Raw genomic sequence first — 24,665 nt, forward strand, 5'->3', positions numbered from 1 at the left:
GTCCCGGATCAGGCAGGCCACGGCGGCGGGGGCGGGACCCCTGGTCCGGGGCCGCACCCCTCGGCCGGTCCCGGACCGTCCCTCAGCCGCAGCAACCGCCCCCGCAGCACCCCCCGCCCCCGGCGGACTGCGCGGCGCCGGACGGTGCGCTGCCGGCGCTGCCGACCGCGACCGTCGACAGAAGCTTGACGGTGTCCCCGTGGCCCTGCGGGCAGTCGGCGGGCGCGCTCGACTCGGCCATGGGACGGCTCAGTTCGAAGGTGTCGCCGCACTCGCGGCAGCGGTACTCGTATCGCGGCATGGCCACAGCCTAGCCGCCTCCCGTCCGGCCGCTGCGGGCTCAGCGACCGCCGCCGCGTTCCTCGCGGATACGGTCGACCACGGCCTGGACCGTCTCCTTGACGGCGTCGAGCTCGGTGAGGAGGTGCCAGTAGTCGGGGTGGCGTCCGGTCAACGAGGCGACCGCGCGGTCCACCCGTTCCACCGACTCGTCGAGCGGCTGGGCGTGCCGCGGGTCGGGGGTGCTGCGTCCTGCCATCGCCAGGCGCTGGGCGTCGCGGATGGCGAACCGGGTGCGGTCCACCTCCGAACTCTGGTCGAACGAGACGTCGTTGAGCCGCTGGAGACGCTCGCCGGCTGCCTTGACGGCCTCGTCCGTGTCGTTGAGCAGGCCCCGCACCTCGGCGAGGAGCGTGGTGGCGTCCTCCCACCGCTGCTCGTCCCGCGCCGTCGATGTTTCGCGGAGCTTCTGCTGGGCCTGCGCGACGGACTGGGCGGCGCGCTCCGGCACCTGCTGGAGGTCCTGCCAGCACGCGGCGCTGAACCGCCTGCGCAGCTCGCTGAGGACCGGATCGACCTGCTGTGCCCGCGTCTCCAGCGCTTGGGTACGGGTGCGGAGGGACGCGATCCGCTTGTCGATCTCGGCCGCGCGTTCCGGGAGGCGTCTCGCCTCCTGCGCGATCGTCTCGGCCTCGCGCACCATCTCGTCGGCCCGGTGCACCGTCGCCTGCACGCCGTGCTGGGCCGCGCCCTCGTTGAGCCTCGTCAGCTCGGGGGAGAGGGCGGCGAGCCGGGCCGCGAGGGCGTCGGCCTTCAGGCCCGAACTCCGGGCCTCGTCCAGCGCGTTGGTGGCCCCCAGGAGCGCTTGCTTGGCCCGCTCCACCGCGGGCGCCATCCGGGCGAGCTGGCCCTCCGCCTTCTCGACGAGGGGCGCCAGGCTCCGCGCGAAGGTGTCCAACTCCGCCTTGACGCGCTCCAGGTCGTGCCGGGCGCGCTCCAGCTCGGCGCGCGCGTGGGCGGCGGCCGAGGCGTCGAGGTCGTCGCGGTCGAGTTCGTGGCTGTCGACGACGGTGATGTAGTCGTGGCTGGCGCGGTCGATGCGGTTGCCGAACTCGGCGAAGTCGGCGACGGCCTTGCGGCCCGCGGGGGAGTCGTCGACCGCGCCGATGGTCTCCACCGAGATCCGCAGGTCGCGTTGGGCGGTGTCGAGTTCGTAGAAGGCTGCTGCCGCGGCGTCCTGGGCAGCCTGCGCGTCGGCCCTGAGGTTCTCGGCACGCCCGCTGCCCCAGCCCCAGCGGCGGGTCCCGCCACCGTTCCTCGCCGTCACGTGTCCCTCTCCCGTGTGCCGCAGCCAGTGGATCGACGGTCATTCTCCCACCAGTGGCAACGAACACACGAGCCGGTACGTTCGCGGAAACCGCAAGCGATTCCGACGGCGCGGGGCGGATCATCCCAGGGGCTTGACGGCGATCCGGCCGTTGTCCGTCTCCGCCGACACCCGGTAAGGACTGGCGCTGCGATCCGGAACGGAGACGTCGACGCCGCCGTTGTCCGTCTCCGTCGAGACGTCGTACTCCGCGCCCCCGCCCGTCGGCAGCGCGATCGAGATGTTGCCGTTGTCGGTGCGGGCGTCGACCAGCCGCGGCTTGCCCTTCAACGCGAGGTCCACGGTGCCGTTGTCGGCCCGCGCCCTGATCCGCTCGCTCTCGGTGTCGCGCACCTCGATCCGCCCGTTGTCCGTCTCCAGGCGCATCGCACCGTCCACCTTGCGGGTCTTGATGCTCCCGTTGGAGGTGCCGAGGTCGACGGCGCCCTCGGTACCGTCGACATCCACCGTGCCGTTGTCCGTGCGCACCTTGACCGGGCCCGAGGCGCGCTCCACCGCGACCGCCCCGTTCCCCGTCTCGACGTCGAGCGCGCCGAGTTCGCGCGCGGTGACCTTGCCCGAGTCCCCGCGCACCTGCACCGAGGCGCCGTCGGGCACCGCGACGCGGTACCGGCCCTCGCACTTGACCATGAACCCGGCGCACTTGGTGTGGAGGCGGATGTCCCCTTCCTTCGCCTGCGACCACGCGGTTTCGGCCTTTCCCGCCACCCGCGTCGCCTTGAACCAGCGCGTCACCTCCACGCCGTCCGCGTCGTCGGCGGCAGGCACCAGCTCGAGGCGGCTGCCCCGGACGTCGAGCGCGAGCGGGCGGTCCCCCGCCGGGGCACGGAACGTCCGCTTCTCGGGTTTCCCGTCCCCGACCGTGCCGACCGCGACCCCCGCCGCCACACCGCCGACGGCGATCACCGCCATGACGCCGACCACTGCGATCCCGACCCCGTACCTCACTGCGCCTCCCAGACCGTCCGGCAGACCGTCCGACCCACCGACGAAGAGCCTAGAAAGCACCCGCCCGAGCGGCGATACCGCCGCCCCCCGACCTCGGGGTGGGGATACCCCCAGCACAAGCGCGTTTGCGCCGTCTCGCCACCGGCAGGGTACGCTGACCCCCGTCGGGTGCGTGCCCGATGGAGGGCGCATAGCTCAGCGGTAGAGCGCCTGCCTTACAAGCAGGATGTCACTGGTTCGAATCCGGTTGTGCCCACCGAGTACGTAGCGCTGTGACCAGCTACCGAGAGGCCCCTGCGGCATCGCGCAAGGGGCCTCTTGCCGTGTACGCGCTTCAGTGGGGAGCCAAAGAGGGAGCCACAGCCGCGCTCACGCGTCCCCTCTCCGACGTCGGCGAAGACATCGTCCATGGCCCTCGCGTCCTTGTTGATCACCGGCCGGAGCTGCTCGGAAGTCCCGCACCGCATGTTCCCGGCAGCGAGTGGGCCACCCTGTGGCCGGAAAGTCGGCGGCGGTCCGACGGACCGGGCGGTGGCGCACGGGAGAGCCGGCCGACCGGCGTCGCCTCAAGGGTCAGTCGGAGGCGAGGAGTTGCTCGCGCAGGATGTCGGCGTGCCCGCAGTGGTGGGCGAGTTCGCGCAGGACTTGCAGGTACACCCAGTGCAGCGTGCGCGGCCCGGTCCAGTGGCCGGTCACGACGGTGTCCAGCGGCAGGTCGGCGACGATCGATCCGGCCGTCGCGCAGGCTTCCCTGTGGGCCGCCGTGACGGAGGCGACGGTGTCGTCGTCGGTGAGACGGAAGGACTCGTCCGGGCTCTCGACGACGCCGAGCTCCCGGCGCGGGGTACCGCCGACGCACTCCTCGAACCACATCCGCTGCATCCACGTGACGTGTTTGAGCAGCCCGAGCAACGTCGTCTCCGAAGAGACGAGCCGGCGGCGGACCTGCTCCTCGGCGAGCCCGTCGAGGGTTGCCTCGACGGCGCTCCGGTACTCCTCGACGAACGCGTCGAGCTGGGTGCGCTCGTCGTCCAACGGCACGTCGAACGAGCCCATCGAAGTCCCCTCGTACGGCGGGCGAAGGCGCATCAGCTCCTGTGAGCGGCGGCCCGGACATCGACGATCCTAAGCTCAGTCCGGACTGCGGTCACGCAGGGGCTTCATGCGGTTCCGCCCGACCGAGCCAAGCGGCCGTCGCCGGCGACGGCCGCCCACGTGCGCCCGCTCGGGGGACGGGACTTGAGGTCGTACGGACACGACGCGCCCGCTCGCGACTGTCAGTGGGTCCTGCTTCACTTGGAGAAGTCAGTACGAAGGGAAGTGCGATGCCCACAGTGATCCACAGGACGCGGGCCGAACTGGAGGAGCAACGCGTGCGACTCCTGCAGGAAGTGCACATGAGCTACGACGAGTTGCGGCGCCGAGCCGACACGTACTCCCTCTCGCTCGACGACCTGGACGTCTGGTACACGATCGAGAGCATCGACTACCTTCTCGGCGGTGAGTGCTGAACAGCAGCAGAAGCTGAACGAGTTGGCCGACGGTTTCGCGGGCAAGCTGACGGAGCTGACGCGCGGCGTCCTGGGTGAGGAGTCTCCGCGCTTCCATGCGCTCAACATGGGCAACAGGGTGCGCGTCGCCCCCATACACGACGACGAGAAGGTGCTCCGCATCCCTGTTCGGATCGGCGGCGTCGTGCGACTGAGCCTGCTTGTGCGGTACTTCTGCTGCTGGGACGGGCACAGCGCCTTCCTGGCCACCGACCAGTCGCATGTGCACCTCTATTACGCGGACGTCCCCGATCCCCTGCTGCGGTTCGAGTACGAACGGAAGTCGCAGGAGCCTCCCGGCGCCCACGTCCAAGTCCACGCCCACCGCGACGAGATGGCGTATCTGCTGCGGCTCTCCGACGCCGGACGGCCCGGGGAGAAGTTCAGGCACGACCGGCTGCCGAGGCTGTCCGAGATGCACCTGCCGGTCGGAGGGCACCGGATGCGGCCTTCGCTGGAGGACGTACTCCTCTTCCTCAAGCGCGAGTTCGGTATCGACACCGCGGCGGACTGGCGGACGGTCATCGACCGGCACCTCGAGGAGTGGCGACTGATGCAGCTCAAGTCCGCCGTGCGCGACGCTCCGGAAGCCGCTGCCGAAGTCCTCCGCGGCCTCGGGTACGGCGTCGAGGCGCCGAAGGTGGCGGCTCAGAGGAGCGGGAAGCCGGCCAAGCTCTTCTGGCCGTGAACCCGGCTCCCGCCCGTGAACCCGGCTCCCCTACGCCCCGCCGACCCGGCGAAGGAGGCACACCCGGTCCTGCCCCGGCCCGTCGTAGTCGGTGTGGACCGGGAGGCCGTCGAGGTCGCGGTCGCCCGGTTCGGGGAGGAAGCCCATGGCGCGGTGGAAGGCGAGCGAGCCCGTGTTGGCAGGGGAGGTGACGGCGCGGACCTCGCTGCGGCCCGAGGCGGCGGCGCGTCGGAGGAACGCGGTGTAGAGGTCGCGTGCGAGGCCCTGGCCGCGGAGCTGCGGGTCGACGCCGACGAAGTGGATGTACGCCTGCGTCTCGTCGTCGGGCGGGTGGAAGCCGACGAGGAAAGCCCTGATGCCGGTGGCGTCCTCCTGGACGAGGCTGGTGCGGGAGAAGAACTGGAGGAAGAGCTTCGGCAGCAGCAGGGAGAGCTCGCGTGCCTCGGCGGGGGTGCGTGAGTCGCCCCACCAGGTCTGCACGCGCGCGACGAGCGCGGGGTGGTCGTCGAGGCGTGCTTGGCGCAGGTCCGGCATGGCTTCTCCTCGGGCGGTTCGACGGGCGGTCGCCGACCGATCATCCCGTACCGGACGCCGCTCCGGGGTGCGGTCGCGACATGACGGAGCGCTCATGACCGGCCAATGCGAAAGTGGACACCGCCAGTTCGGGAGGGGCCGGGCCGGGCCGCCGTCTCAGCGGGTCGCGGCCGACTCCGCCGGGCGCTCGGACCGCTGGAGTTGGTGGGGGAGGAGCGGGGCGTAGGCGGCGGGTGCGGGACGGCGCTTTATGACGTACGCGGCGAGCGCGCCCGCGGCGAAGAGGGCGGCGACGGAGACGATGGTGCCGAACCACGAGGCACCGAGCCACTGCGCGCCGAGGTAGCCGAGCCCGACGCTGTAGGCGGCCCACGCGAACGCGGCCACCACGGACCACGGGACGAACTGGCGCGCGTCCCGGTGCACGGCCCCGGCCGCGAGGCTGACGACCGACCGCCCGGCAGGCGCGAACCGCGCCAGTACGACGAGCCCCCCGCCGCCGCGCGCGAGCGCGTGCCCGAGCCGCTCCTGGGCGACGGTGAGGCGCCGGGAGCGGGCGATGGCGCCCTCGAAGCGGGCGCCTCCGCGCCAGGCGAGCCGGTACGCGACGAGGTCCCCGACGATCGAGGCCGCGGCGGCGCAGAGCACCAGCAGCAGCATCTCGGGGACCATCGCCGTCAGCGGATTGTCGCCCGCTGCGTGGAGGGAGCCCGCGGCGTCCGCGGCTCTGGTCCCGGCGACTGCGGTAGCCGCGGTGATGACGAGCACACCGCTCGGCAGCAGCGGCACGAACACGTCGAGTAGTACCGATGCTGCGACAACTGCGTAGATCCATGGGGAGGTGGTCAGGGACCCCAGGATTTCCAGCACTGTGCGTTCCCCGTTTCTCCCCTGCCCGACTCTCGTTCCACAGGCGTCTACCGCCGTACAGCCTACGCCCGCATACCCCCGGCGGAGCCGCCTGGCCCGCGTGGTGCCCCTCTCACCTCGGTACGTGGTTATGGATCTACGGACGGATCACAGCGAACAGGTGGAGGAACGGATGAGAGTAGCAGTACAGGCGGCCTCACTGGCCCTGGTGGGCGCCGTCGCCGCGAGCGTTCCTGCGGCGGCTCAGGGGGCCGACGACTTCTACCGTGCGTCCCACAAGGGGACGTTCGCGCCGGTCAAGGGCGGCCACGTACCGCGAGCGGTCACCTACGACGAGCGGCTGGTGCCGAAGGGCGCACGGATCAAGGTCGTCGACGAGGGGGCGACGCGGATCTCGCTCCGCGTCGCGGGCGTGGCCAGGGGCCACCACTTCGGGGCGCACGTGCACACCAAGCCGTGCGGCGCGAAGCCGGACGACTCGGGGCCGCACTACCAGAACGTCCGCGACCCGCATCAGCCGTCGACCGACCCGAAGTACGCCAACCCGCGCAACGAGGTGTGGCTCGACTTCGCTTCGGGGCTGCTCGGGCACGGGGAGTCGTCGGCGGTCCAGCGGTGGAAGTTCCGTACGGGGCAGGCCCGTTCGCTCGTGCTCCACGAGCACGGCACCGAGACGGGCCCCGGCCACGCCGGGCAGGCCGGTGACCGGGTCGCCTGCTTCTCCGTCCCGTTCGGTGAGCCGCGGCGCTGAGCCGTGCGGCACGTCGCCCGCCGTCCTCTTCGCGAGGGCGGCGGGCGACGTGCGTGTCAGGCGGGGAGGTAGATCTTGGACTTGCAGACGGTGCAGTACGTACCGTCCTCGCGCTTCTCCAGCCGGGGGTGGGCGCACTCGCTGTGGAGCACCACCAAGTCCTCGGGATGGAAGCGGAGTTCGACGCCGCCCTCGGGCGGGCGGACGAACGCCGTTGCGCGGGGGTGGCGTCGGTCGGGTTCGGCGGCCGGGTCCACGAAGGACAGGACGTCCGTGAGGATTCCGGTGCAGCCGCTGCGACGGTCCATGACGAGGGAGCCGACGGGGAGTTGCGACACGGTGTCACGCTCCCCTCAGTGCGGAGGCGAGCGCCCGCGCGGTCTCGGCGGTGCACCGGCCGAGCGCGATCAGCGGCGGCTCCTCGTCCTGCGCGGCGAGGGTCACGGGGTCGATACCGAGGGACGGCAGCGTCAGACCGGCTTCGGCCAGAGCCGTGCGCAGTTCGTGCACTGCTTCGTTCGGTTGTGCCGTGCGGGGAGTTGGCATGGCTCCTTTCACTCTGCGTGGTGAGGAGAACACGGTGCGGTTTAGGATGTACCGGGGTGAGCGCCGCCTTTCACGGGTGGGGGCTCTGTCGGACCGAGTTCGGGCTGGTTGTCGTGGTGCGAGTCGTGCAGACGAAGACGAAAGTGAACCCGCCCTCGTGGAAGGGGACTTTCGGTCAGGACGTGCAGCGGATGCGGGAAGCGCGGGGTGTGTCACAGGACGGCCTGGCTCGGGCCGTCGGCTACAGCCGTACGTATGTGAGCAAGGTCGAGTCCGGCACGATCATGCCCTCGACGCGGTTCGCGGAAGGCTGCGACAAGGTGTTCAACACGGGGGTCTGTTCGCGACGCAGTTGTTGCGGATCACGGAAGGGCAGCACGTGTCGTGGTTCGCGCCGTACGTGGATACGGAGCGGGAGGCTTCTGCCGTCCATGATTACTCGATCGCGTTCATCATGGGCATGTTGCAGACGGCCGAATACGCGCGAGCCGTTTTTGAGCGCGGTCCCTTGCTCCTCTCTGTCGAGGAGATCGAAACGCGAGTCGCCAGGCGGGTACAGCGCCGGGAGATCTTGCAGCGAGAGGAGCCAGCGAGGGTTTGGGTGGTCCTTCACGAAGCCTGCCTGCGTGCCAGGATCGGCTCGCCGTGGACGATGGTCGAACAACTCGACCACATCAGGGCGGAGTTGAAGCGGCATCCGACGCTGACGGTGCAAGTACTGCCGTACGAATCCGCGGCCGGAGCCACGAACATTCCTTTCACCGTGTTCGAGAACTTCGAGAGTTCGCCTGTGGTGTACGTAGAGGGACCTCAGGGGGCGCGCCCCTACGGAGCGGACACAGTGGTCAGCAACGCCTGGCAATCCCTGGAAAGCCTGCGGGCCTGTGCGTTGGGCCCCCATGATTCTGATCTGTACATCGGCACAGTGAGGGATGAGCATGCACGACAGGCAGTGGGTCAAGTCCAGCTACAGCGCCCAGACAGGCGAGTGCGTCGAGTGGGCCCCGGCTCTCGCGTCCGCGGGAAGCGTCCCCGTTCAAGACAGTAAGGATGTCGGACGAGGCGAACTTCGCTTCTCCCCCGCAGCCTGGTCCGCGTTCGTCACGGAAACTCAGCGCCCCGCCAAGTGACCTACACCCACCCCTAGTTGAGCCCCGCCGCCCGGCGGGGCTCTTCGCCTACGCGAGTGCCATGCCGTGGATGCGCTCCAGCCGCGCGGCGGGCGCGTCGTGCGGGTCCGCAGGGTGCGGCGCGTCGGGGAGGGGGCGGGCCTGTGCCAGGGCGAGGTCCGCCTTGCGGCCGCGGAAGTCCAGCGTCATCAACTGGTTGCCGAACCAGGGGCCGCCGGTGCGGTCCCAGCCGAGCGAAGGGCGCTGCACCTTGGCGTGGCGGGAGAGCGCACGGCCGAGCCAGCGTCCCGGTGCGCTCCAGCCGATGCGGAAGCCGACGCGCATGAAGCCGGGGACGCTGTTGTGCATCGGCGAGCAAGTGAGCTGTGTGACGCGGGAGTTGACGGGACGCGAGAAGCGCGGCTCGGCGGTGTAGGCGTGGTGGACGTCGCCGGAGAGGACGCTGATCGTCGCGGGCGCGTCGGGGGAGGCCGCGATCTCCTCGATGAGGGCGCCGAGAGCGCGGAAGGAGGCGGGGAAGGCCGCCCAGTGCTCCAAGTCGGCGGCTCGGCGCAGGCGTTCGCCGCGAGCCGCCCAGCGCTCCCCGCGCGCCCCGGCGCAGAGCGCCGAGTTCCACTCCTCGACGTCGTGGATCGCGGGCGGCAGCAGCCACGGGAGGGAGGAGCCGATGAGGAGGTGGTCGTACGCGCCGGGGCCGCCGTCGTGCACCTGCTCGGTGAGCCACTCCCACTCGTCGTCGTCGAGCATGGCGCGCTGCTGCTCGGGGAGTACGCGTCCGGCGCGGCTGTCGACCATGAGGAGCCGGACGCGCCCGAAGTCGCGGCGGTAGCTCCAGCGGACGGCCGCCGGGTCCGCGTCGGCCTCCTCGGCGAACTTCCGCAGCGCCGCCGTGCCGTCGTCGCTCTCGCGGACGGCCGCGTAGACGGGGTCCTCGGCGAGTGCGGCGGGGGAGAGGTTGCCGAGGTGCTGATAGACCCAGTAGGAGGTGAGGCCGCCGACGATGCGTTCGTGCCACCACGGCGTCGCGCGGATCTCCTCCTGCCAGGAGGCGCTGGTGTTCCAGTCGTCGATGACGTCGTGGTCGTCGAAGACCATCAGGCTGGGGACGGTCGAGAGGAGCCAGCGGACCTCGGGGTCGCCCCAGGACTCGTCGTAGAGCGCGGTGTACTCGCCGTAGTCGGCGACCTGGTCCCAGGGCGGTTCGGAGAGGTCGCGGTCCTCGGCCAGGCGGGAGCGGACCCGGTCCGAGGTCTCGTCGGCGTAGACCTGGTCGCCGAGGAGCAGGAGGAGGTCTGGGCGCTCGGCGCCTTCGGCGGCCTGCTGCGCGAGTGCGTCGAGCGCGTCGGGGCCCAGCGGGTCGTGCCTGCTGTGCGCGGGGCGGGTCGCCCAGCGGCAGGAGCCGAAGGCGACCCGGAGTCCGTCGGCGTCCTCCGGCGGCGTGCGTATCGTGCTGGCGGGGAACGGCGAGGCGGGGAGCGGCCAGACCTGCTCGCCGTCGAGGTGGACGCGGTACGGGGTCTCGGTGCCGGGCTCGAGGCCGACGACGGTGACGAGCGCGTAGTGGTGCCCGGAGATCTGCCAGGTGGCGGCGGAGCCGCCGGCCGTCGAGCCCTCGCACTCCACCTCCGCGGTGCAGGGGGCTTCCGTCTCGACCCACACCGTGGCGGTGTCCTCGTTGACGTAGCGCAGTACGGGACCCAGTCGCAACCCGGTCATCGACCCTCCTCCTCGGCGCACCGCCGATCCGCAGCTCAGCCCGCACCGTACGGAAACGGTGCGGGGATAGGCCAGTTGGCCACTGCACGCGGAACGGCGCGTGCCCTCCCCGGACGCGTCCGGGGAGGGCACGGGGGAGCGGGGTCAGCAGGTGCCGAGGGCTTCGGTGAGTGCGGTCTTCTCCGCGGAGTCGACGGTGAGCGAGTAGGTGTCCTTGACCCACACCCAGATGCGGGCGTACTCGCAGTGGTAGCCGTCGGACGGGGGCAGCCAGTCGGCGGGGTCGCTGTCGCCCTTGGAGCGGTTGGTGCTCGCGGTGACGGCGAGGAGTTGCGCCGTGTCGAGGTCGTTGGCGAAGGACTCGCGCCTGTCCTGGGTCCAGTCGGAGGCGCCCGAGCGCCAGGCCTCGGCGAGCGGGACGACGTGGTCGATGTCGAGGTCGGACGGGTCGCTGACGGACTCGTCGTCGTAGACGCTGTTCCAGGAACCGCTCGTGGGGTAGCAGTCGTTGCCGGTCTCGACGTCCGTGCCGTCGCGCTTGAGGACGGCCTCGCGGGTGTTGCAGTTGTCGCCCTGGTCGATCCAGTGCGAGAACTTGTCGCGGTCGTAGCCGTCCGAGGAGCCCTCGGCCTCCTCGGTGAGTCCGGCGAGCATCGTCTCGGCCTCGCCCGCGCTCGGCGGCGCCGGCGGGTCGGCCTGGGCGGTGGAGGTGCCGAGGGTGCCGACGAGGAGGCCGGCGAGGAGCGCCCCGGCTCCGGCGGTCGCGGCGAGCTTGCCGCGACGCGCGTAGATCTTGCGACGGGTGGAACGCATGCGAACTCCCTTGCTGTGGGGGGATGTTGGACGCGGCGGCCGCCCGCGTCCGAGCACAGCCTGGCGTCGTGTCCACGTCATAGCAAGAGGTTGCCCGGTGCTCGGACCGTCGCCACCCCGGGACGCGTCGCTCCTTCGGGTGGTCGGGCGGGTGCGAACGAGCTCTCGGGCCGCGGGTGTTCGAGCGCCGGAAGTGGTGTCGGTCACACGCGGGCGGTCGCCGCGCCTTCCGGGCGGGCGCTGACGGCGCAGTCCGTGGCCGTCCGCGCAGCTCGTCGCGTAGGGTCGGGGGCGCAGCAGCAGAAGGGGAGTAGCTCTTCGCCGGCTCGTCGACACACTGGCCCGCTCCGGCGGGCCCGGCGCCCGGAGCGCGGCGGCATCCGTGCCGCCCGCGCCAGCGAGACCTTCGGCCGCAGCGTCCGTATCCGCACCGTGTCCACCGCGCGGTGCCGTCCGACGCTGCCGTGCCGGAGCGTCCTCAGCGTCGGTGCGGCGGCCCGAGCCCCGTCAAGGAGCCTCCACCGTGCTCAGCCTCACCGTCGTCGCCGTGGTCTTCGGCGTCGTCTTCCTCGCCGAACTCCCCGACAAGACCGCGCTCGCCGGCGTGATGCTCGGTGCCCGCTACCGGGCCTCGTACGTCTTCGCCGGTGTCGCGGCCGCCTTCGCCGTCCATGTCGTCCTCGCCGTCGCGGCGGGCTCCGTGCTCACCCTGCTTCCGCACCGGCTCGTGCAGGGGTTCGTCGGCGTGCTCTTCCTCGTCGGCGCGGCCGTCCTGCTCTTCAAGAGGGACGACGACGAGGACGACGAGGTCAAGACGCCGGCCGACCAGTCGTTCTGGAAGGTGGCGGGGAGCGGCTTCGGTCTGATCATGGTCGCCGAGTTCGGGGACCTCACCCAGATCATGACCGCCAACCTCGCGGCGCGGTACGACGATCCGCTCTCCGTCGGCCTCGGTGCCGTGCTGGCGCTCTGGGCGGTCGCCGGGATCGGCATCCTCGGCGGGCGGACGCTGATGCGGTTCGTCCCGTTGCGGCTGGTGACGCGGGTCGCCGCGGCGCTGATGGTGGCGCTCGCCGCGTTCAGCCTCTACGAGGCGCTCGCCGGCTGAGGCGCGCGCCCAACTGCCCCGAACGGCAGTCCGCTTGACCGCCACCAGTCCGCACCGCGTAAGGTCCCGCCCTGGACGGTTGCCGGTGATTCGGGCGAGGAACGCGTGGCGCCCGTAGGGGAGGGGATCTCGATGGCGGCGCACAGCGGCTGCCCCGGATGCGGGGCGGAACCGTCGCCCGAGGGCGCTCCGGCCTGCGCCTGCACGACGGAGCAGGACCCGGGCGACGAGCAACTCCGCATACGCCCCTACGTCGCGCTCCCGGGCCCCCTCCCCGACGAGGTCCCCGGCTCCGCTCCCGACCTCTCCCCGTTCGCCAAGGCGCCGAGGGCCACGGGCGAGACGGCCGGACTGCCCGTCGTCGGCGAGCCCGCGGGGGGCACGGCGGCCGGCAGCCACCGCAAGCCGCGACGCGTGCGCCGCCGCGGCGCGACCGCGCTCGCCGCCACGGGCGTCGCCGCCGCTCTCGGCGCCGGCCTCCTCACCTCGCAGCTCCTCTCGGGCGGCGGCGACAGCGGCGACGACCGCAGCCTCAGCGCCGACGACCGCTCCGTACCCGCCGACCCGACGGGCGGTCCCACCGAGTCGGCGAAGGAGCCCGCGGAGAAGCCGGCGAAGCAGAAGGAGGCGGACGACGACGCTTCCGCACCGTCGAGCAGCCGACCCACGCGGCACCAGGCCGAGTTGGAGACGGAGCAGCGCACCAGGCCGAAGGCCGACGAGCCCGCGGAGCGCAAGGCGCCGGCCACCTCCTCCCCGCCCCGGCGCACGGCCCAGCCGGAGCGGGCGGAGCAGCGGAACCCGCGGGAGCGCTGGGACGAGTGGCGCCGCAACCAGGGGCGCGGCGGGCTCAGCGTCGGTGACACGGGACCCGAGGTCGTCGACCTCCAGCGCCGGCTGAAGCAGGTCGGCAAGCTCGACGCCGACGCGCCGGAGGACGGCACCTACTCGGCCCAGGTGCAGGAGGCCGTCCTCCGCTACCAGGTGGAGAACCGCATCAGGGGCGACCGCTGGGGCGACTACGGTCCGGCGACCAAGAGGTCCCTCGAATCCCGGACTTGACGCCCGCGGGCCCGGGATTCCCGTACGGAAATAGGCGTTCGGGACCGGGCTCCTCGTTCGCGGCGTAAAGTCTCTTCGGGCCGTTCCCGGTGGGACGCACGGGACGCGCGACGCACCGGCGGTCCGGGGAGGGGTCGTCGTGGCGGAGCAGGGGAGTTGCCCCGAGTGCGGGGCGCGGCCTTCGGCCGAGAGCGGGCAGCGGTGCGGCTGCGCCGGGCACGGCGCGCCGGGGGCGCCCGAGGACGAACGGCTCCATGTGCGCCCGTACGTCGACCCGTCGGAGCCCGAGGATCCGATTCCGGGGGTGAGCGCTCTCGACCGCCCCGTGCAGGGGTTGCCCGAGCCGGCGGCGTCGTCGGCGTGCTCCGGGCGCGAGCAGACGGGCCGACTTCCGCCGCGCCGGGCGGAGTTATCGGGCGAGAGCGGTGTACGCCCGCCGTGGTACCGACGTCCGGCCGCGGTGGTGTCGGGGGTGGGTGCCGCCGCCGTGCTCTGTGCCGTCGTCGTCACGGGGGTGCTGCTCTCCGAGGTGCCGGACGGCGACGAGCGCGGCACGGCCGCGCACCTTCCCCGGCAGCGCGACTTCGCCGAACCGTCCGCCGCACCGAGCGGCGCCGCGCCGTCGCCCTCGTCGGCGGACCGGGGCCCCGTGCCCAGGAGCGAGGTGCGCGTGGAGTCGGCGACGCAGCCTCCGCCCCCGCTGCCGACGCGTACGACACGTCCGGCGTCGCCGCCCGCCTCTGCGCCCCCGGTGCGCGAGGAGGTGCTCCGCCTCGGCGATTCGGGGGCCGACGTACGGGAGTTGGTGCTCCGGCTCCGGGCGGCGTCGATGCTCACCCCCGGCTATCCGGAGACCGATACCTTCACGCCCGAGGTGCAGGCCGGGGTCGTCCGCTTCCAGCATGAGCGGGACGTCCGCGGTGACGTGCAAGGGGAGTACGGTGAGCCGACGCGCACCGCGCTGGAAGCCGAGACGCCGCAGGTCGGTCCCGCTCCGACCGACGCAGCCGCGGAGTGACGGGCGGGGCCGCCGATCGCCGCTCCACCGTGCGGAGTCGGCCGGGCGCGCGGGGGCGGTGTGGCCAAGGGCGCCCGCTCTTTGTATCGTGGAGGAACAAAGTGGCTCCGTCCGTACTCCGTGCCTGACAGCGGGGTGTCCCTGACCGGCGGGCGGAGCCATCTTTGCAGCACCGGCAACTCTCCGTGAACCACCGCGCACCCGGAGTGCGTTGCCCGCCTCCGCGTCACTCGCCCTTCGGTGTCGCCTGCTGCACCACCTCGAACGACCACAGTTCGGAGCCCGAGGCCGCCGTACGGCGCTCGCCGCCCTCGCCTCCGCCCTGGTGGGCCGACTTCATCGAGCCCTCCATCCAGGCACGGAACGACTCCTCGTCCCGCCACCGCGTGTAGACGAGGTACTGGTCGGTGCCCTCCAGCGGCCGCAGCAGCTCGAACCACTCGAAACCGTCCGAGTCCTCCACCATGCCGGCGCGGGACCCGAACCTCTCCTCCAGCAGCGCGCGCTGCTCCTCTGGGACGGTGAGGGCGTTGATCTTCACGATGCTCATGCGCCCCATCGTCCCCCACGGGCAACCGCGGTGGCGTACCGGCCCGCTGGGGTCGACGTGGAAGCGCTTTGCCTCTGAGGCAAGGAATTTGCCCCCGCGGTGAAAGTCTGGCCCAATCGTTCCCATGACCTCCCAGGACCACGGGCCCCAACTGCCCGCCGTGGCGCCGCGCCTGCGCGAGCTGCGGAGCCGCAGCGGGCTCAGCCTGGAGGCCGCGGCGCAGCGGGCCGAGTTGTCGCCCGCCCATCTGTCGCGGTTGGAGACGGGGCAGCGGCAGCCGTCGCTTCCCGTGCTGCTGGTTCTCGCACGGGTCCACGGTACGACCGTGTCCCACCTGCTCGGTGAGGCACCCGCAGCGCCCGGTTCCGTGGTGCGCGCCTCCGAGATGGAGGCGCGCGAGGCCGGCGGGTGGACGTACCGCCAGGCAGGGAGCCCGGATCGGGCGATGCAGGCGCTCCGTGTGCATGTGCCGCGGGGCGCTCAGGGCGACCTCGTGCGGGTCCATCCCGGCGAGGAGTGGCTCCACGTGCTGGCGGGGCGGCTGCGGCTCAACCTCGGGGACAGCGAGGACGTTCTGGAGCCCGGCGACTCCGCCCACTTCGACTCGCTCACGCCCCACCGGCTCTCGTCGGACTCGTCGGGCGGAACCGACCTGCTCTTCGTGCACACCCTCCTCCAGAGCGACGCGGGTGCGCTGTGCCTGGGCGGAGGTCCGCCCCCTCCCGGGCGGAAAGGACCCCATGCCGGACGATGACCGCAGGTCCGAGGAGGAACCGGGCGACCGGCAGCGCGACGTCCGCACCCCGTTCGGACTGAAGCTCCGCCTGTTCGCCTACCTGGTGGCCGGGCACCTCTTCGCCGGCTTCCTCTACCTGCTCTTCTACCTGGGCGGCACCAACGAGTAGGCCGAGCCGGCCGGCGCCCGAACCGCGATGCGGGCGCCTGTCGTTGCTCGGGCCGCTGCCACGTCGGTGAACCCCCGCGACCCCAACGGTTGTCGCAGCCGAGGTCCGGCTCCCGGTCTCCGCGGCGCGCCCCGCCGCCGTCCCGTACGATCAACCGCCTTGGCGTACCCGGCCCCTCGGGCGGGGAGAGCTTTTGGGGGCTGCGCGGACAGTCCGGGTACTGCCCGGCGGGGCGGGTCAGGTACCGAGTAGGTTTCTGGCGTCCGATCCTTCGGGCTGCTGAGCCCGGGTCCGTACCGGTCGGACCGTGACGGTGGAGACAGGACGGAGACGACGGGGCGTGGCAGCGGAGACGGCGACGGACCGGGAGGGTTCGAAGCGGGGGCGGTTCGGCTCCCGCGGCCAGGCGGGGCTCGCCGGGCTGTGGCTGCTCGCGGCGCTGCTCTCGGCCCGGCAGCTCGCCGCGGTGCTGCGGCTGCCGCAGGAGGACCGGCTCATCGACCTCTTCGCCTGGATCGACAACGGGGCGCTCACCGCCTCCAGTTCGCTCTACGAGGGCGAGGCGCCCTTCACCGGGACGCCGTTCGCCGGGCTGGTGCTCAGGCCGCTCGCCAGGGCCGCCGAACAGGGACTCGGCATCGCGTGGACGGTCGGCACCATGGCGCTCGTCGCGGCGCTCGGGGTCGTCGCGGCGCGTGCGCTGCCGGGGCCGCTGCCGCGTCGGACGGCGCACTTCGCCGTGCCGCTGGCGCTGATCCTCCTCGCGATCTCGGTGCCCGTACGCAACACCTTCCACCTCGGCCAGACGAGCGTCCTGCCCGTACTGCTGGCGCTCGTCGGCTGGTTGCTCCAGAGCAGAGGAGAGACGGGCGCCGTCCGCGGGCTCGGCGGCGTACTGCTCGGCCTCGCCGCCGCGCTCCAGCCGGCCGTGCTCCTCTTCGTGCCCGCGCTGTGGCTCACCGGACGCCGGCGGGCCGCGCTCTGCGCGGCCGGCACCTTCCTCGGCGGTACGGCGCTCGCCTGGGCCGTGCTGCCGGCGGCCTCCTGGACGTACTGGGTGCGGCACCTCGCGGGCACCGGGCTCGGCGACCCGGCCGACGCCACCGCCAACCAGTCGCTCCACGGGGCGTTGCTGCGCGCCGGGTTGAGCGGCCCCGTGGAGATCGTGCTCTTCGCCTGCCTCGCGCTCGCCGTCGCCGTCCTCGCAGTGCGCCGGGCCGTGCGGTACGCGCGGGACGGGCAGCCGCTGCTCGCCGCGGCGCTCGTCGGCTGCGCCGCCGTCGCCGTCTCGCCGACGGCCTGGCAACACCAGCAGCTCTGGGTGCTCCTCGCGGTCGCGGGGCGGGTGGGCAGGCGTACGGGGGACCGGCTGGTGTGGCCGATCCTCGTGGTGCTGGTGATGTCGCTCGACGGGAGCGTGCTGATGCCGGGGACGCCCGGACTGCACCTGCTCGGCGAGAACCTGCCGCTCCTCGCCGCCGTGGCGGCCGCCTGCGCGGTGCCGTTCCTCTCGCGCGGTTCCGAGCACTGGGCGCGCCCCGAGCCGTCGGGCCCGCTGAGCCGCCCCAACGTGATGCTCGAACTCCTGCTGATCCGGGTCGGCTACTGGGCCTACTCCTACGTGCGCAGCCTCGCGCCCGACGAGCGCTCCACCGCCGAGGCCCACGGCGAGCAGATACTCGGGCTGGAGTCGCTGCTGCGGATCGACGTCGAGCACTGGCTCAACCGCCTCACTGCGCGCACCGGTTGGCTGGAGGCGTTCTGCAACTTCTACTACTCGACCTTCCACTTCGTCGTCCCCATCGCGCTCCTCGCCTGGCTCTACCTGCGCCGCCCCGCGGGCTACCGGACGTCGCGCACCGCGCTCTGCATCGCCACGCTCCTCGGGCTCGTCGGGTTCTGGCTCTACCCGCTCGCGCCGCCCCGCCTGATGCCGGGCCTCGGGTACATCGACACGGCGCACGGTCCTCAGGACCTCTCCGACCCGGACTTCGGCGCGCTCACGCAACTCTCCAACCAGTACGCGGCGATGCCCTCGCTCCACGTCGGCTGGTCGCTGTGGTGCGCCGTCGTTGTCTGGCGCGCCGCGCCGTGGCTGTGGCTGCGGCTGCTGGGGGCGCTCTACCCGACGGTGACGCTCTTCGTCGTCATGGCGACGGCCAACCACTACCTCCTCGACGCGGTCGGCGGTGCCGTCGTGGTCGCCGCCGGTTTCCTCGTCGCGCTGCGCGCGGTGCCGGCGCTGAAACGGCGGTGGGGAGGCTCGGCGGCGGGTGAGCCGGACGCGCCCGCACCGACCGATGCCGAGCGGCCCGGGCCTCCGGGGGAACCCCCGCGACCGCAGGACGGCCGCGAGCCCGTCCGCGAGACGGCCGACCGGTCCTGAACCCCCGCGCCCCGTACGGCGATCGGCGTCCTAAGGCTCCGGCGGCCGGAAGGCGGCGGGCGCGTCGAAGGCGGCCCTGCGGGTGGCCCTGCGCAGTGCGCGGAGCACGGTGCTGCCGAGCGTGAGGGTAAGGACGACGGTCAGCAGCGCACGGGGCACGTCCCAGCCGAGCGAGGTGGCGAGGACGTACGCGAGATAGCGGGCGAGGTTGTCGTGGAGCGGGTCGCCCGGCACGAACGAGAGGCCCGAGCCGAGCCCCGCGATGTACGGCCAGCCCTGGAGGTTCATCACCAAGCCGTAGGCGAGCGCGGCGAGTGCGCCGTAGGCGGCGAGGAGCAGCAGTTCGCGCCGGCCGCGCAGGGAGGCGTGGCCGGGGAGCAGGCCGGCGCCCATCGAGACCCAGCCCATGGTGAGCATCTGGAACGGCATCCACGGCCCCACCCCGCCCGTCAGCAGGGCGCCGGCGAACATCGAGAGCGCCCCGAGCACGAAGCCGAACCCGGGCCCCAGCACGCGTCCGGCGAGGACCATGAGGAAGAACATCGGCTCGAGTCCCGCCGTGCCGGCCCCGAGCGGCCGCAGCGCGGCGCCGGCCGCGGCGAGGACGCCGAGCATGGCGACGGCCTTCGCGTCGAGCCCGGTGTCCGCGATCGTCGCGACGACGACGGCGAGGAGCAGCGGAAGGAGCCCCGCGAAGAGCCAGGGCGCGTCTCCCGAATGCGCAAGCCCCGACGCGGAGTCGGCGAGGAGCGGCCAGCCGAAGGCGGCCACACCGGCGGCCGAGGTGAGCCCCAGCGCGGCGAGGGACCTGGGCCCGAGCCGCACGGGGCCGCGGAGCGCAGGCGCACGGGCGCTCACGGCGCGTCCGCCAACGCGGCGCGCACCTGCGGGACCGTGAGCCACGGTCGGGGCGCGAGCACCTTCGCCACCTGCGGCGCGAACGACGGCGAGGAGGTGACCACTTCCGCGGTCGCACCGTCGGCGACGATCTCGCCCTGCGCGACGATCACCACGCGGTGCGCCACCTCGGCGGCGAGCTCGACGTCGTGCGTGGCGAGGACGAGCGCGTGGCCCTCGGCGGTGAGTTCGCGCAGCACCGCCACGAGGCGTGCCTTGGCGGCGTAGTCGAGGCCGCGGGTCGGCTCGTCGAGGAGGAGCAGCGGCGGGCGCGCGGTGAGGACGACGGCGAGGGCCAGGGCGAGGCGCTGGCCCTCGGAGAGGTCGCGCGGATGCGTCCCGTCGGGCACCTCGGGGAGGAGCCGGGTGACGAGAGCGCGGCAACTGCCGGGCGCCGCACCGGCGTCGGCGTCGGCCGCCGTGCACTCGGCGGCGACGGTGTCGGCGCAGAGGAGGTCGCGCGGCTCCTGCGGCACGAGGCCGACGCGGCGCAGCAGCTTCGCCGGCGGGGTGCGGTGCGGCGCCCCACCGCCGACCGACACCGTGCCGCGGGTCGGCGCGTGCAGCCCGACGAGGGTGCCGAGGAGCGAGGACTTCCCCGCGCCGTTGCGTCCCATCAGCGCGACGGCCTCGCCGCGGCGGACGGTGAAGTCGAGCCGGTGGAGCGCCTCCACGCTGCCGTACCGCAGCGAGACGCCTTCCGTCGCGCCCGCCGTCTCCCGGGTGCCGGGCACCTCCGTCTCCCGGGGTGCTCGGACGGCGAGGCGCTCGCGGAGCGGCCCCGCGGCGCGGCGGGCGTCGCGGACGGAGAGCGGCAGCGGCGTCCAGCCGGCGAGCGCGCCGAGTTCGACGACGGGCGGGCGCACGGGCGAGTCGGCCATCGCCTCGGCGGGTTCGGCGAGCCGCGCCCGACGGCCGCGCCCGGGGAGCAGCAGCACCCGGTCCGCGTACTGCACGACGCGCTCCAGGCGGTGCTCGGCGAGGAGGACGGTGGTGCCGAGGTCGTGGACGAGGCGCTGGAGGACGGCGAGGACCTCTTCGGCGGCACCGGGGTCGAGCGCCGACGTCGGCTCGTCGAGGACGAGGAGCCGCGGGTGCGGCGTGAGGACGGAGCCGATCGCGACGCGCTGCCGCTGCCCGCCGGAGAGGGTCGCGATCGGCCGGTCCCGCAGCTCGTTGAGGCCGAGCAGGTCGAGGGTCTCCTCGACGCGGCGGCGCATGGTGCCGGGCGGCAGCCCCAACGACTCCATGCCGTAGGCGAGTTCGTCCTCGACGGTGTCGGTGACGAAGTGCGCGAGCGGGTCCTGGCCGACACTGCCGACGATGTCGGCGAGCTCCCGCGGCCTGTGCGTACGCGTGTCCCGCCCGGCCACGGTGACGCGCCCGGTGAGCGTGCCGCCCGTGAAGTGCGGAACGAGCCCGGAGACGGTGCCGAGCAGCGTCGACTTGCCGACCCCCGACGGGCCGACGAGCAGGCAGAGTTCGCCCTCGGGGACGGTGAGGTCGACGCCGTGGAGGGCGGGTTCGGCGCTGCCCTCGTAGGTGACGGAGAGCTGCTCGAAGCGGATCACTGGTGGGGGTCCTCGGGATGCGGGTGGAGTGCTGGGAGTCGGGTGCGCGGTGGGTCGGTCGCCGGGCGTCCGCAGATGCCGCGGGGAGTGGGTCGGGTGCTGTCCTCGTGGGGGACGGGGAGCTGCTTGCAGCGGTTCGCCGGCGGGGGGTGCGGTGCCGGCGGGAGTGCGGTCGGCGGTTGCGGTGGTGCGGCGGGGTCGCTCCGCGGGCGTCCGCCTGTGCCGTGAAGGGCGGGTTCGATGCTGCTCGTGTGGGAGGCGGTGGGCTGCTGGAAGCGGGTCACCAGCGGGGCCCTCGGGGTGCGGGCCGTGTGCGCGGATCCGGGCGGCGCCACCCGTCGTGTGCGCGCCTCGGAGCCGGTTGCGGAGGCGTTCGTCTTGCGCTCGGGTGTGCGGCGGAGGGTGCGTCGGGTGCTGCCCTCGCGGGTGGCGGTGAGTTGCTCGAAGCGGGTCACTGGCGGGGCTCCTTGCCGTGCTGCGCGGGGTGCGATCCCGGGCGGCCGTACCCGGAGAGCCGGGCGCCGCCGCCCGGCGTGCGCGGCGCCTCGGCGCCGGCGGCGGGCTCCTGGTGCACGTCGACTCCGCCCGGCTGCCCGGCGGTTGCCCACAGCGCGGGCCGGAGCCGCGCCGTCTGCCGCGGTACGGGTGCGGGCGGCTCCGAGGCCGCAGGGGTGCGCGGCTGAGCGGGGGCGACGACGGCGGGGAGCAGTCCGAGGAGGACGGCGGCCGCGGGCCACAGCGGCAGCGGCGGCGCGGTCAGCGGGACGGCGGGCGGGTGGAGCGCGTCGGGGTGCGTCGAGCCGGCGAGGACCATGAGTGCGGCCACCGCGACGCCGGAGGCCGAGACCGACCAGGCGCGCAGGCCCCAGCGTTCGGGGCGGTACCGGGTGCGCACCGTGCGCCGGCCGCCGATCCTGAGGCCCGCGAGCGCCGTCGCCACGCCGGCGAGGAGCAGCGGCGTCCCGAAGGCGGCGCCTTCGGCGGCGAGCAGCGCGTACGTGCCGATGCAGACGCCGAGCAGCCCGCCGAGCGTCAGCAGCGCGGTGGTGCGCCGGAGTGCGGGGCCGACGTCCGCGGTGCGCCCGTACCCCCGCGCGTCCATCGCCGCCGCGAGCCCGACGGAGCGCTCCAACGCGCCCTCCAGCACGGGGAGCCCGACGCTGAGGACGGCGCGTACGCCCCTGTCGCGGCGCCCGCGGAGCCGCCGGGCGGTGCGCAGCCGGCGCACGTCAGCGATGAGGTTGGGCGCGAAGGTCATGGCGACGACGACGGCGACGCCCGCCTCGTAGAGCGCGCCCGGCAGGGACTTCAGGAGCCGGGCCGGGTTGGCGAGGGCGTTGGCGGCGCCGACGCAGATGAGCAGCGTCGCCAGCTTCAGCGCGTCGTAGAGCGCGAAGAGCAGTCCCTCCGCCGTGACCCTGCCGCCGAGGCGTACGCCCTGCGCCCAGTCGGGCAGCGGCACTTCGGGGAGGGTGACGAGGACGTGGGTGCCGGGGATGGGCGAGCCGAGGAAGAAGGCGAAGACCATCCGGATACCGAGGACGAGCAGGCCGAGCTTGAGGAACGCACCGTAGGAGCGCGCCCAGGGCGCGTCGCTGCGGCGGGCCGCGACGACGTATCCGGCGACGGCGACGAGCAGCGCGAGCAGCAGCGGGTTGGTGGTCCGCGAGGCCGCGGTGGCGAGGCCGAGCGCCCAGAGCCACCAGGCGCCCGGGTGGAGCGAGGTGGTGCGGTTGGCCGTCGGCGCCCGCAACCGGGCGCGCACGCCGCGGTCCGTGCCCGGGCGCTCGGCGGCTGCCGAACGCCCCTGTGTGCGCGGGAGTTCAGGGTGGTGCGCCACGTCAGCTCCGGCGCCGCCTGGCCTGCCATGCGGCGGCACCGCCGAGGATCACCACGGCCGCGGCGCCCGCGGCGATCCCGGCGCCCGAGGAGAGGCCGCCGTCGTCTTCCTTCCCGGCCGAGTCCGCCGAGTCCGAGTCCGCCGCGCCCCCCTTGCCGCCGCCGTCCCCCGAGACCTGTTCGCCGCACCCCTTCGCCGGGTACCCCTCGACGGCGCAGAGCATCGAATCCGAGTCGTACCGCAGGGGTTCGGCGACGGCGGCGAGCGCCTCGGCGGCCGAGGCGTCCTCGGGCACCTGCGCGCACTCGGTCCTCGGCTTCGGCGGGCGCTCGCCCGCGGGTGCGTCGTTGCCCTTCCCGAAGTCGAGGGCGAGCGCGACGCGTTTGCCGTCCCCCTTCGACGTGTCGCCGCAGACCTTCGCGAACTCGGTGCGCGGGCGCGGCGAGGCGGCGTCCCCCGAGTCCTCGCTGACGGCGAACCGGAAGCCGATGACCGTGCCGTCGTCCGGCTTCGCCGCCGCGGGTCCCTGGGACGCGTAGGACCAGCCGCTGCCCTCCGCCTCCCAGAAGGACCAGTACCGGTAACTGTCGGCGGCCTGCGCCGGGGCGCCTCCTGCCAGCACGGCGGCGGAGGCGACCGCCGCCGTCAGGAGCCCGGCGCGCGCCCTCACTTCTTCCTCCGCGTCGAGAGCACGAGGCCGATAGCCCCGCCGACGGCGAGCCCGACGAGCACCAGCGACCACGTCCACACGGTGCTGTTGCCGCTGTCGTCCTCCTCGTCCTCGGCGGCGGGGGAGGGCGCGGGCCCCGTCGCGTTGAGGCGGTCGAGCGTCGCCGTGCCGAGCTTCGCCGGGTCGCCGCCCGCGGAACGGGAGGCGAGGAGGGCGGTGCCGATGGCGGCCGGGTCGGTCGTCGACTTCTTCCACTCCTTGAGGTTCTTGCGGAGCCAGCCGAGGGGCTGCTGCGCCGCCTCGCCGTGGCCGCCCGCGGCGAGGGCGAGCGCCGCGTCGGCCGTGCCGGTGTAGTCGGGCTGGTCGTCCTGGCCGGGGAGGGAGGACTTCAGGTAGCCGCCGTTGCGCTGCAACTCCGCGACGAGCCAGGCGGCTCCGGCTTCCGCGCGCTGCTGCGCGGTGTGGCCGCCGCCGTCCGCGCAGTCGAGCGCCGCGGGTTCGGCGCCCTCGGCGGCGGGCTCGACGAGTACGCCCTTGCCGTACGCGCCGAGCACGGCGGCCGTGGTCGCCGCCGTATTGGGGGTGAGCCCGCCCTTCTTCTCCGGCTGGTAGGCGAAGGCGCCGCGCTCCTCCTGCGGTGCGTCGCAGCCGAGTTGGAGGGAGGCGAGCGCGTCCTGCGGCGCCTCGTCGCCCTCGCGGACGGAGGCCGGTTTCACACCGGCGGCGCGGAGCGCGCCGACGACGAGCGCCGTCGAGTTGGCGTCGGTCGGGCTGCCGGCTTCGTAGCCCCAGCCTCCGTCGTCGTTCTGCTCGGACCTGAGCCATTCGACGGCGCGGTCGACGCCGGCGCGCTGCCCGCCGACGGCGGCGAGTGCCTGGACGGCGAGCGCGGTCGCGTTGGTGTCGCCCGGCGTCTCCTTCGGGTCGCAGGACTCGTCGGGGCGCGGCCGGTAGGACGTGAAGTAGCCGTCGTCGCACTGCTGGTCCGCGAGGAACGTGACGGCTTTCGCCGCCGGCTCGGCGCCGGCGCCGAGCTGGGCGAGGAGCGCGAGCGACTGCCGCCAGACGCCGTCGTAGGTGGGGTCGCCCGCGCCGTAGAGCGCCGCGGGCGCCTTCGGCTTCGAGTCCTCGGCGGACGCGGCGGGCGCGAGAGCACCCAGACCGAGGGCCGCGACGGCGAACGCGGCCGTGCGCCGTGCCCAACGGCGGCGTCCCAAGGGCAGAGCCGACTCCGAGAACCCCAAGACCATGGCGAACGCTGCCTTTCCGTTGCGACGGGACCTGACCGCAGCCGTGCACGGTCGTACCGCCGCGCGGGGCGCGCTGCTCCGCGGGGCCGCCTACCGGGCTCGGCTCCGTATACCTCGACGGTGCCGGTGCCCGCGCTCCCTGCCGGCGGGCACCCGAGCCAGCGGTCCGCCACCGGGTGTTCCGGCTCGCGGCCCC

The 24,665-nt window shown here is 73.5% G+C and carries 27 protein-coding genes, 1 tRNA gene and 2 pseudogenes; 13 read left to right on the forward strand and 17 right to left on the reverse strand.

Annotation, left to right across the window (positions count from 1 at the left end; all coding sequences use genetic code 11):
* Window positions 1–82 precede the first annotated feature (82 nt).
* The 3 genes from UWG_RS0107920 to UWG_RS0107930 all read right to left on the reverse strand — a co-directional run bounded on the left by UWG_RS0107920 (window position 83) and on the right by UWG_RS0107930 (window position 2,614).
* A complete protein-coding gene (locus tag UWG_RS0107920) occupies window positions 83–301 on the reverse strand; it encodes an FmdB family zinc ribbon protein (protein WP_029391261.1) in 219 nt (72 codons plus the stop codon).
* A gap of 39 nt (window positions 302–340) precedes the next feature.
* The gene (locus tag UWG_RS0107925; RefSeq protein ID WP_016906667.1) at window positions 341–1,606 is read right to left on the reverse strand and encodes a coiled-coil domain-containing protein; all 1,266 of its coding nucleotides are present in this window, start codon (window positions 1,604–1,606) and stop codon (window positions 341–343) included.
* 120 nt (window positions 1,607–1,726) lie between these two features.
* On the reverse strand, window positions 1,727–2,614 hold the full coding sequence (locus tag UWG_RS0107930; protein WP_016906668.1) for a DUF4097 family beta strand repeat-containing protein: 888 nt from the start codon (window positions 2,612–2,614) through the stop codon (window positions 1,727–1,729).
* Window positions 2,615–2,798: 184 nt separating this feature from the next.
* On the opposite strand from UWG_RS0107930, the gene UWG_RS0107935 reads away from it, so the two are divergent.
* A tRNA-Val gene (locus tag UWG_RS0107935) sits at window positions 2,799–2,870 on the forward strand.
* Window positions 2,871–3,187: 317 nt separating this feature from the next.
* Here the strand turns inward: UWG_RS0107935 and UWG_RS0107940 are convergent.
* Window positions 3,188–3,703: a DinB family protein gene (locus tag UWG_RS0107940; protein WP_237720024.1), complete on the reverse strand. Its 516-nt coding sequence runs from the start codon at window positions 3,701–3,703 to the stop codon at window positions 3,188–3,190.
* Window positions 3,704–3,939: 236 nt separating this feature from the next.
* On the opposite strand from UWG_RS0107940, the gene UWG_RS0107945 reads away from it, so the two are divergent.
* Window positions 3,940–4,125: a hypothetical protein gene (locus tag UWG_RS0107945; protein ID WP_016906670.1), complete on the forward strand. Its 186-nt coding sequence runs from the start codon at window positions 3,940–3,942 to the stop codon at window positions 4,123–4,125.
* Window positions 4,115–4,852: a hypothetical protein gene (locus UWG_RS0107950; protein ID WP_016906671.1), complete on the forward strand. Its 738-nt coding sequence runs from the start codon at window positions 4,115–4,117 to the stop codon at window positions 4,850–4,852. Before UWG_RS0107945 ends, UWG_RS0107950 begins: the two co-directional genes overlap by 11 nt.
* 30 nt (window positions 4,853–4,882) lie before the next feature.
* Here UWG_RS0107950 and UWG_RS0107955 read toward each other — a convergent pair whose 3' ends face one another.
* Entirely contained in the window at window positions 4,883–5,386 is a 504-nt protein-coding gene (locus UWG_RS0107955) for a GNAT family N-acetyltransferase (RefSeq protein WP_016906672.1), read from the reverse strand.
* Between the two features lie 156 nt (window positions 5,387–5,542).
* The gene (locus tag UWG_RS0107960; protein ID WP_016906673.1) at window positions 5,543–6,181 is read right to left on the reverse strand and encodes a DedA family protein; all 639 of its coding nucleotides are present in this window, start codon (window positions 6,179–6,181) and stop codon (window positions 5,543–5,545) included.
* Window positions 6,182–6,428: 247 nt separating this feature from the next.
* Here UWG_RS0107960 and UWG_RS0107965 point away from each other — a divergent pair, with 247 nt between their 5' ends.
* Entirely contained in the window at window positions 6,429–7,007 is a 579-nt protein-coding gene (locus UWG_RS0107965; protein ID WP_237720025.1) for a superoxide dismutase family protein, read from the forward strand.
* Window positions 7,008–7,063: 56 nt separating this feature from the next.
* Here the strand turns inward: UWG_RS0107965 and UWG_RS0107970 are convergent, their stop codons facing one another.
* Together UWG_RS0107970 and UWG_RS0107975 are read right to left on the reverse strand one after the other, a co-directional pair.
* Entirely contained in the window at window positions 7,064–7,345 is a 282-nt protein-coding gene (locus UWG_RS0107970; RefSeq protein ID WP_016906675.1) for a hypothetical protein, read from the reverse strand.
* Between the two features lie 4 nt (window positions 7,346–7,349).
* Window positions 7,350–7,553, reverse strand: coding sequence for a hypothetical protein (locus UWG_RS0107975; RefSeq protein ID WP_029391263.1), 204 nt, complete (start codon window positions 7,551–7,553; stop codon window positions 7,350–7,352).
* Window positions 7,554–7,744: 191 nt separating this feature from the next.
* On the opposite strand from UWG_RS0107975, the pseudogene UWG_RS33610 reads away from it, so the two are divergent.
* The 3 genes and pseudogenes from UWG_RS33610 to UWG_RS33620 form a co-directional block, all read left to right on the forward strand.
* Window positions 7,745–7,831: pseudogene (locus tag UWG_RS33610) on the forward strand (helix-turn-helix domain-containing protein); the annotation flags it as partial.
* A gap of 122 nt (window positions 7,832–7,953) precedes the next feature.
* Window positions 7,954–8,400 (forward strand): annotated as a pseudogene (locus UWG_RS33615) (DUF5753 domain-containing protein); the annotation flags it as partial.
* 91 nt (window positions 8,401–8,491) lie between these two features.
* Window positions 8,492–8,683 (forward strand): DUF397 domain-containing protein, encoded by a 192-nt coding sequence (locus tag UWG_RS33620; RefSeq protein ID WP_078495610.1) that lies wholly within the window; start codon window positions 8,492–8,494, stop codon window positions 8,681–8,683.
* Window positions 8,684–8,731: 48 nt separating this feature from the next.
* Here the strand turns inward: UWG_RS33620 and UWG_RS0107985 are convergent, their stop codons facing one another.
* Together UWG_RS0107985 and UWG_RS0107990 are read right to left on the reverse strand one after the other, a co-directional pair.
* A complete protein-coding gene (locus UWG_RS0107985) occupies window positions 8,732–10,399 on the reverse strand; it encodes an alkaline phosphatase D family protein (protein ID WP_016906679.1) in 1,668 nt (555 codons plus the stop codon).
* 144 nt (window positions 10,400–10,543) lie between these two features.
* On the reverse strand, window positions 10,544–11,212 hold the full coding sequence (locus tag UWG_RS0107990) for an HNH endonuclease family protein (RefSeq protein ID WP_016906680.1): 669 nt from the start codon (window positions 11,210–11,212) through the stop codon (window positions 10,544–10,546).
* Window positions 11,213–11,735: 523 nt separating this feature from the next.
* On the opposite strand from UWG_RS0107990, the gene UWG_RS0108000 reads away from it, so the two are divergent.
* The 3 genes from UWG_RS0108000 to UWG_RS0108010 all read left to right on the forward strand — a co-directional run bounded on the left by UWG_RS0108000 (window position 11,736) and on the right by UWG_RS0108010 (window position 14,400).
* The gene (locus UWG_RS0108000) at window positions 11,736–12,320 is read left to right on the forward strand and encodes a TMEM165/GDT1 family protein (protein ID WP_016906681.1); all 585 of its coding nucleotides are present in this window, start codon (window positions 11,736–11,738) and stop codon (window positions 12,318–12,320) included.
* A gap of 132 nt (window positions 12,321–12,452) precedes the next feature.
* Window positions 12,453–13,382, forward strand: coding sequence for a peptidoglycan-binding domain-containing protein (locus tag UWG_RS0108005; RefSeq protein WP_016906682.1), 930 nt, complete (start codon window positions 12,453–12,455; stop codon window positions 13,380–13,382).
* Between the two features lie 472 nt (window positions 13,383–13,854).
* Window positions 13,855–14,400 carry a hypothetical protein gene (locus UWG_RS0108010; protein WP_016906683.1) on the forward strand — a complete coding sequence of 182 codons (546 nt, stop codon included), beginning with the start codon at window positions 13,855–13,857 and terminating at the stop codon, window positions 14,398–14,400.
* Window positions 14,401–14,626: 226 nt separating this feature from the next.
* Here UWG_RS0108010 and UWG_RS0108015 read toward each other — a convergent pair whose 3' ends face one another.
* Window positions 14,627–14,950, reverse strand: a complete 324-nt coding sequence (locus UWG_RS0108015; RefSeq protein ID WP_016906684.1) for an antibiotic biosynthesis monooxygenase family protein — start codon at window positions 14,948–14,950, stop codon at window positions 14,627–14,629.
* 124 nt (window positions 14,951–15,074) lie between these two features.
* Between UWG_RS0108015 and UWG_RS0108020 the strand changes: the two genes are divergently transcribed.
* From UWG_RS0108020 to UWG_RS0108030, 3 genes are all read left to right on the forward strand, one after another.
* Window positions 15,075–15,704 (forward strand): helix-turn-helix domain-containing protein, encoded by a 630-nt coding sequence (locus tag UWG_RS0108020; RefSeq protein WP_016906685.1) that lies wholly within the window; start codon window positions 15,075–15,077, stop codon window positions 15,702–15,704.
* The gene (locus tag UWG_RS33355) at window positions 15,691–15,855 is read left to right on the forward strand and encodes a DUF6126 family protein (protein ID WP_016906686.1); all 165 of its coding nucleotides are present in this window, start codon (window positions 15,691–15,693) and stop codon (window positions 15,853–15,855) included. Before UWG_RS0108020 ends, UWG_RS33355 begins: the two co-directional genes overlap by 14 nt.
* 340 nt (window positions 15,856–16,195) lie before the next feature.
* Window positions 16,196–18,241 carry a bifunctional glycosyltransferase 87/phosphatase PAP2 family protein gene (locus UWG_RS0108030; protein ID WP_016906687.1) on the forward strand — a complete coding sequence of 682 codons (2,046 nt, stop codon included), beginning with the start codon at window positions 16,196–16,198 and terminating at the stop codon, window positions 18,239–18,241.
* Window positions 18,242–18,271: 30 nt separating this feature from the next.
* Here UWG_RS0108030 and UWG_RS0108035 read toward each other — a convergent pair whose 3' ends face one another.
* From UWG_RS0108035 to UWG_RS0108060, 6 genes are read right to left on the reverse strand one after another with little or no spacing between them, the layout of a single operon-like run.
* Window positions 18,272–19,099: an ECF transporter S component gene (locus UWG_RS0108035; protein ID WP_016906688.1), complete on the reverse strand. Its 828-nt coding sequence runs from the start codon at window positions 19,097–19,099 to the stop codon at window positions 18,272–18,274.
* A complete protein-coding gene (locus UWG_RS0108040) occupies window positions 19,096–20,709 on the reverse strand; it encodes an ABC transporter ATP-binding protein (RefSeq protein WP_016906689.1) in 1,614 nt (537 codons plus the stop codon). The genes UWG_RS0108035 and UWG_RS0108040 overlap by 4 nt, the downstream gene beginning before the upstream one ends.
* Window positions 20,706–21,164 carry a hypothetical protein gene (locus tag UWG_RS0108045; protein ID WP_029391264.1) on the reverse strand — a complete coding sequence of 153 codons (459 nt, stop codon included), beginning with the start codon at window positions 21,162–21,164 and terminating at the stop codon, window positions 20,706–20,708. Before UWG_RS0108045 ends, UWG_RS0108040 begins: the two co-directional genes overlap by 4 nt.
* Window positions 21,161–22,549 carry a CbiQ family ECF transporter T component gene (locus UWG_RS29680; protein ID WP_016906690.1) on the reverse strand — a complete coding sequence of 463 codons (1,389 nt, stop codon included), beginning with the start codon at window positions 22,547–22,549 and terminating at the stop codon, window positions 21,161–21,163. The genes UWG_RS0108045 and UWG_RS29680 overlap by 4 nt, the downstream gene beginning before the upstream one ends.
* A gap of 1 nt (window position 22,550) precedes the next feature.
* Window positions 22,551–23,219, reverse strand: a complete 669-nt coding sequence (locus UWG_RS0108055; protein ID WP_016906691.1) for an SCO2322 family protein — start codon at window positions 23,217–23,219, stop codon at window positions 22,551–22,553.
* A complete protein-coding gene (locus tag UWG_RS0108060; RefSeq protein ID WP_016906692.1) occupies window positions 23,216–24,469 on the reverse strand; it encodes a prenyltransferase/squalene oxidase repeat-containing protein in 1,254 nt (417 codons plus the stop codon). Before UWG_RS0108060 ends, UWG_RS0108055 begins: the two co-directional genes overlap by 4 nt.
* Between the last annotated feature and the right edge of the window lie 196 nt (window positions 24,470–24,665).

Source organism: Streptomyces xiaopingdaonensis (assembly GCF_000262345.1).
Taxonomy (GTDB): Bacteria; Actinomycetota; Actinomycetes; order Streptomycetales; family Streptomycetaceae; genus Streptomyces; species Streptomyces xiaopingdaonensis.

Coding starts and splice junctions, on each gene's coding strand:
- UWG_RS0107965 (WP_237720025.1), top strand. CDS start 6,429: ATGAGAGTAGCAGTACAGGCGGCCTCACTGGCCCTGGTGGGCGCCGTC.
- UWG_RS0107945 (WP_016906670.1), top strand. CDS start 3,940: ATGCCCACAGTGATCCACAGGACGCGGGCCGAACTGGAGGAGCAACGC.
- UWG_RS0107985 (WP_016906679.1), bottom strand. CDS start 10,399: ATGACCGGGTTGCGACTGGGTCCCGTACTGCGCTACGTCAACGAGGAC.
- UWG_RS0108005 (WP_016906682.1), top strand. CDS start 12,453: ATGGCGGCGCACAGCGGCTGCCCCGGATGCGGGGCGGAACCGTCGCCC.
- UWG_RS0108015 (WP_016906684.1), bottom strand. CDS start 14,950: ATGAGCATCGTGAAGATCAACGCCCTCACCGTCCCAGAGGAGCAGCGC.
- UWG_RS0107920 (WP_029391261.1), bottom strand. CDS start 301: ATGCCGCGATACGAGTACCGCTGCCGCGAGTGCGGCGACACCTTCGAA.
- UWG_RS0108020 (WP_016906685.1), top strand. CDS start 15,075: ATGACCTCCCAGGACCACGGGCCCCAACTGCCCGCCGTGGCGCCGCGC.
- UWG_RS0107990 (WP_016906680.1), bottom strand. CDS start 11,212: ATGCGTTCCACCCGTCGCAAGATCTACGCGCGTCGCGGCAAGCTCGCC.
- UWG_RS0107955 (WP_016906672.1), bottom strand. CDS start 5,386: ATGCCGGACCTGCGCCAAGCACGCCTCGACGACCACCCCGCGCTCGTC.
- UWG_RS0107975 (WP_029391263.1), bottom strand. CDS start 7,553: ATGCCAACTCCCCGCACGGCACAACCGAACGAAGCAGTGCACGAACTG.
- UWG_RS33620 (WP_078495610.1), top strand. CDS start 8,492: ATGCACGACAGGCAGTGGGTCAAGTCCAGCTACAGCGCCCAGACAGGC.
- UWG_RS0108060 (WP_016906692.1), bottom strand. CDS start 24,469: ATGGTCTTGGGGTTCTCGGAGTCGGCTCTGCCCTTGGGACGCCGCCGT.
- UWG_RS0107940 (WP_237720024.1), bottom strand. CDS start 3,703: ATGCGCCTTCGCCCGCCGTACGAGGGGACTTCGATGGGCTCGTTCGAC.
- UWG_RS33355 (WP_016906686.1), top strand. CDS start 15,691: ATGCCGGACGATGACCGCAGGTCCGAGGAGGAACCGGGCGACCGGCAG.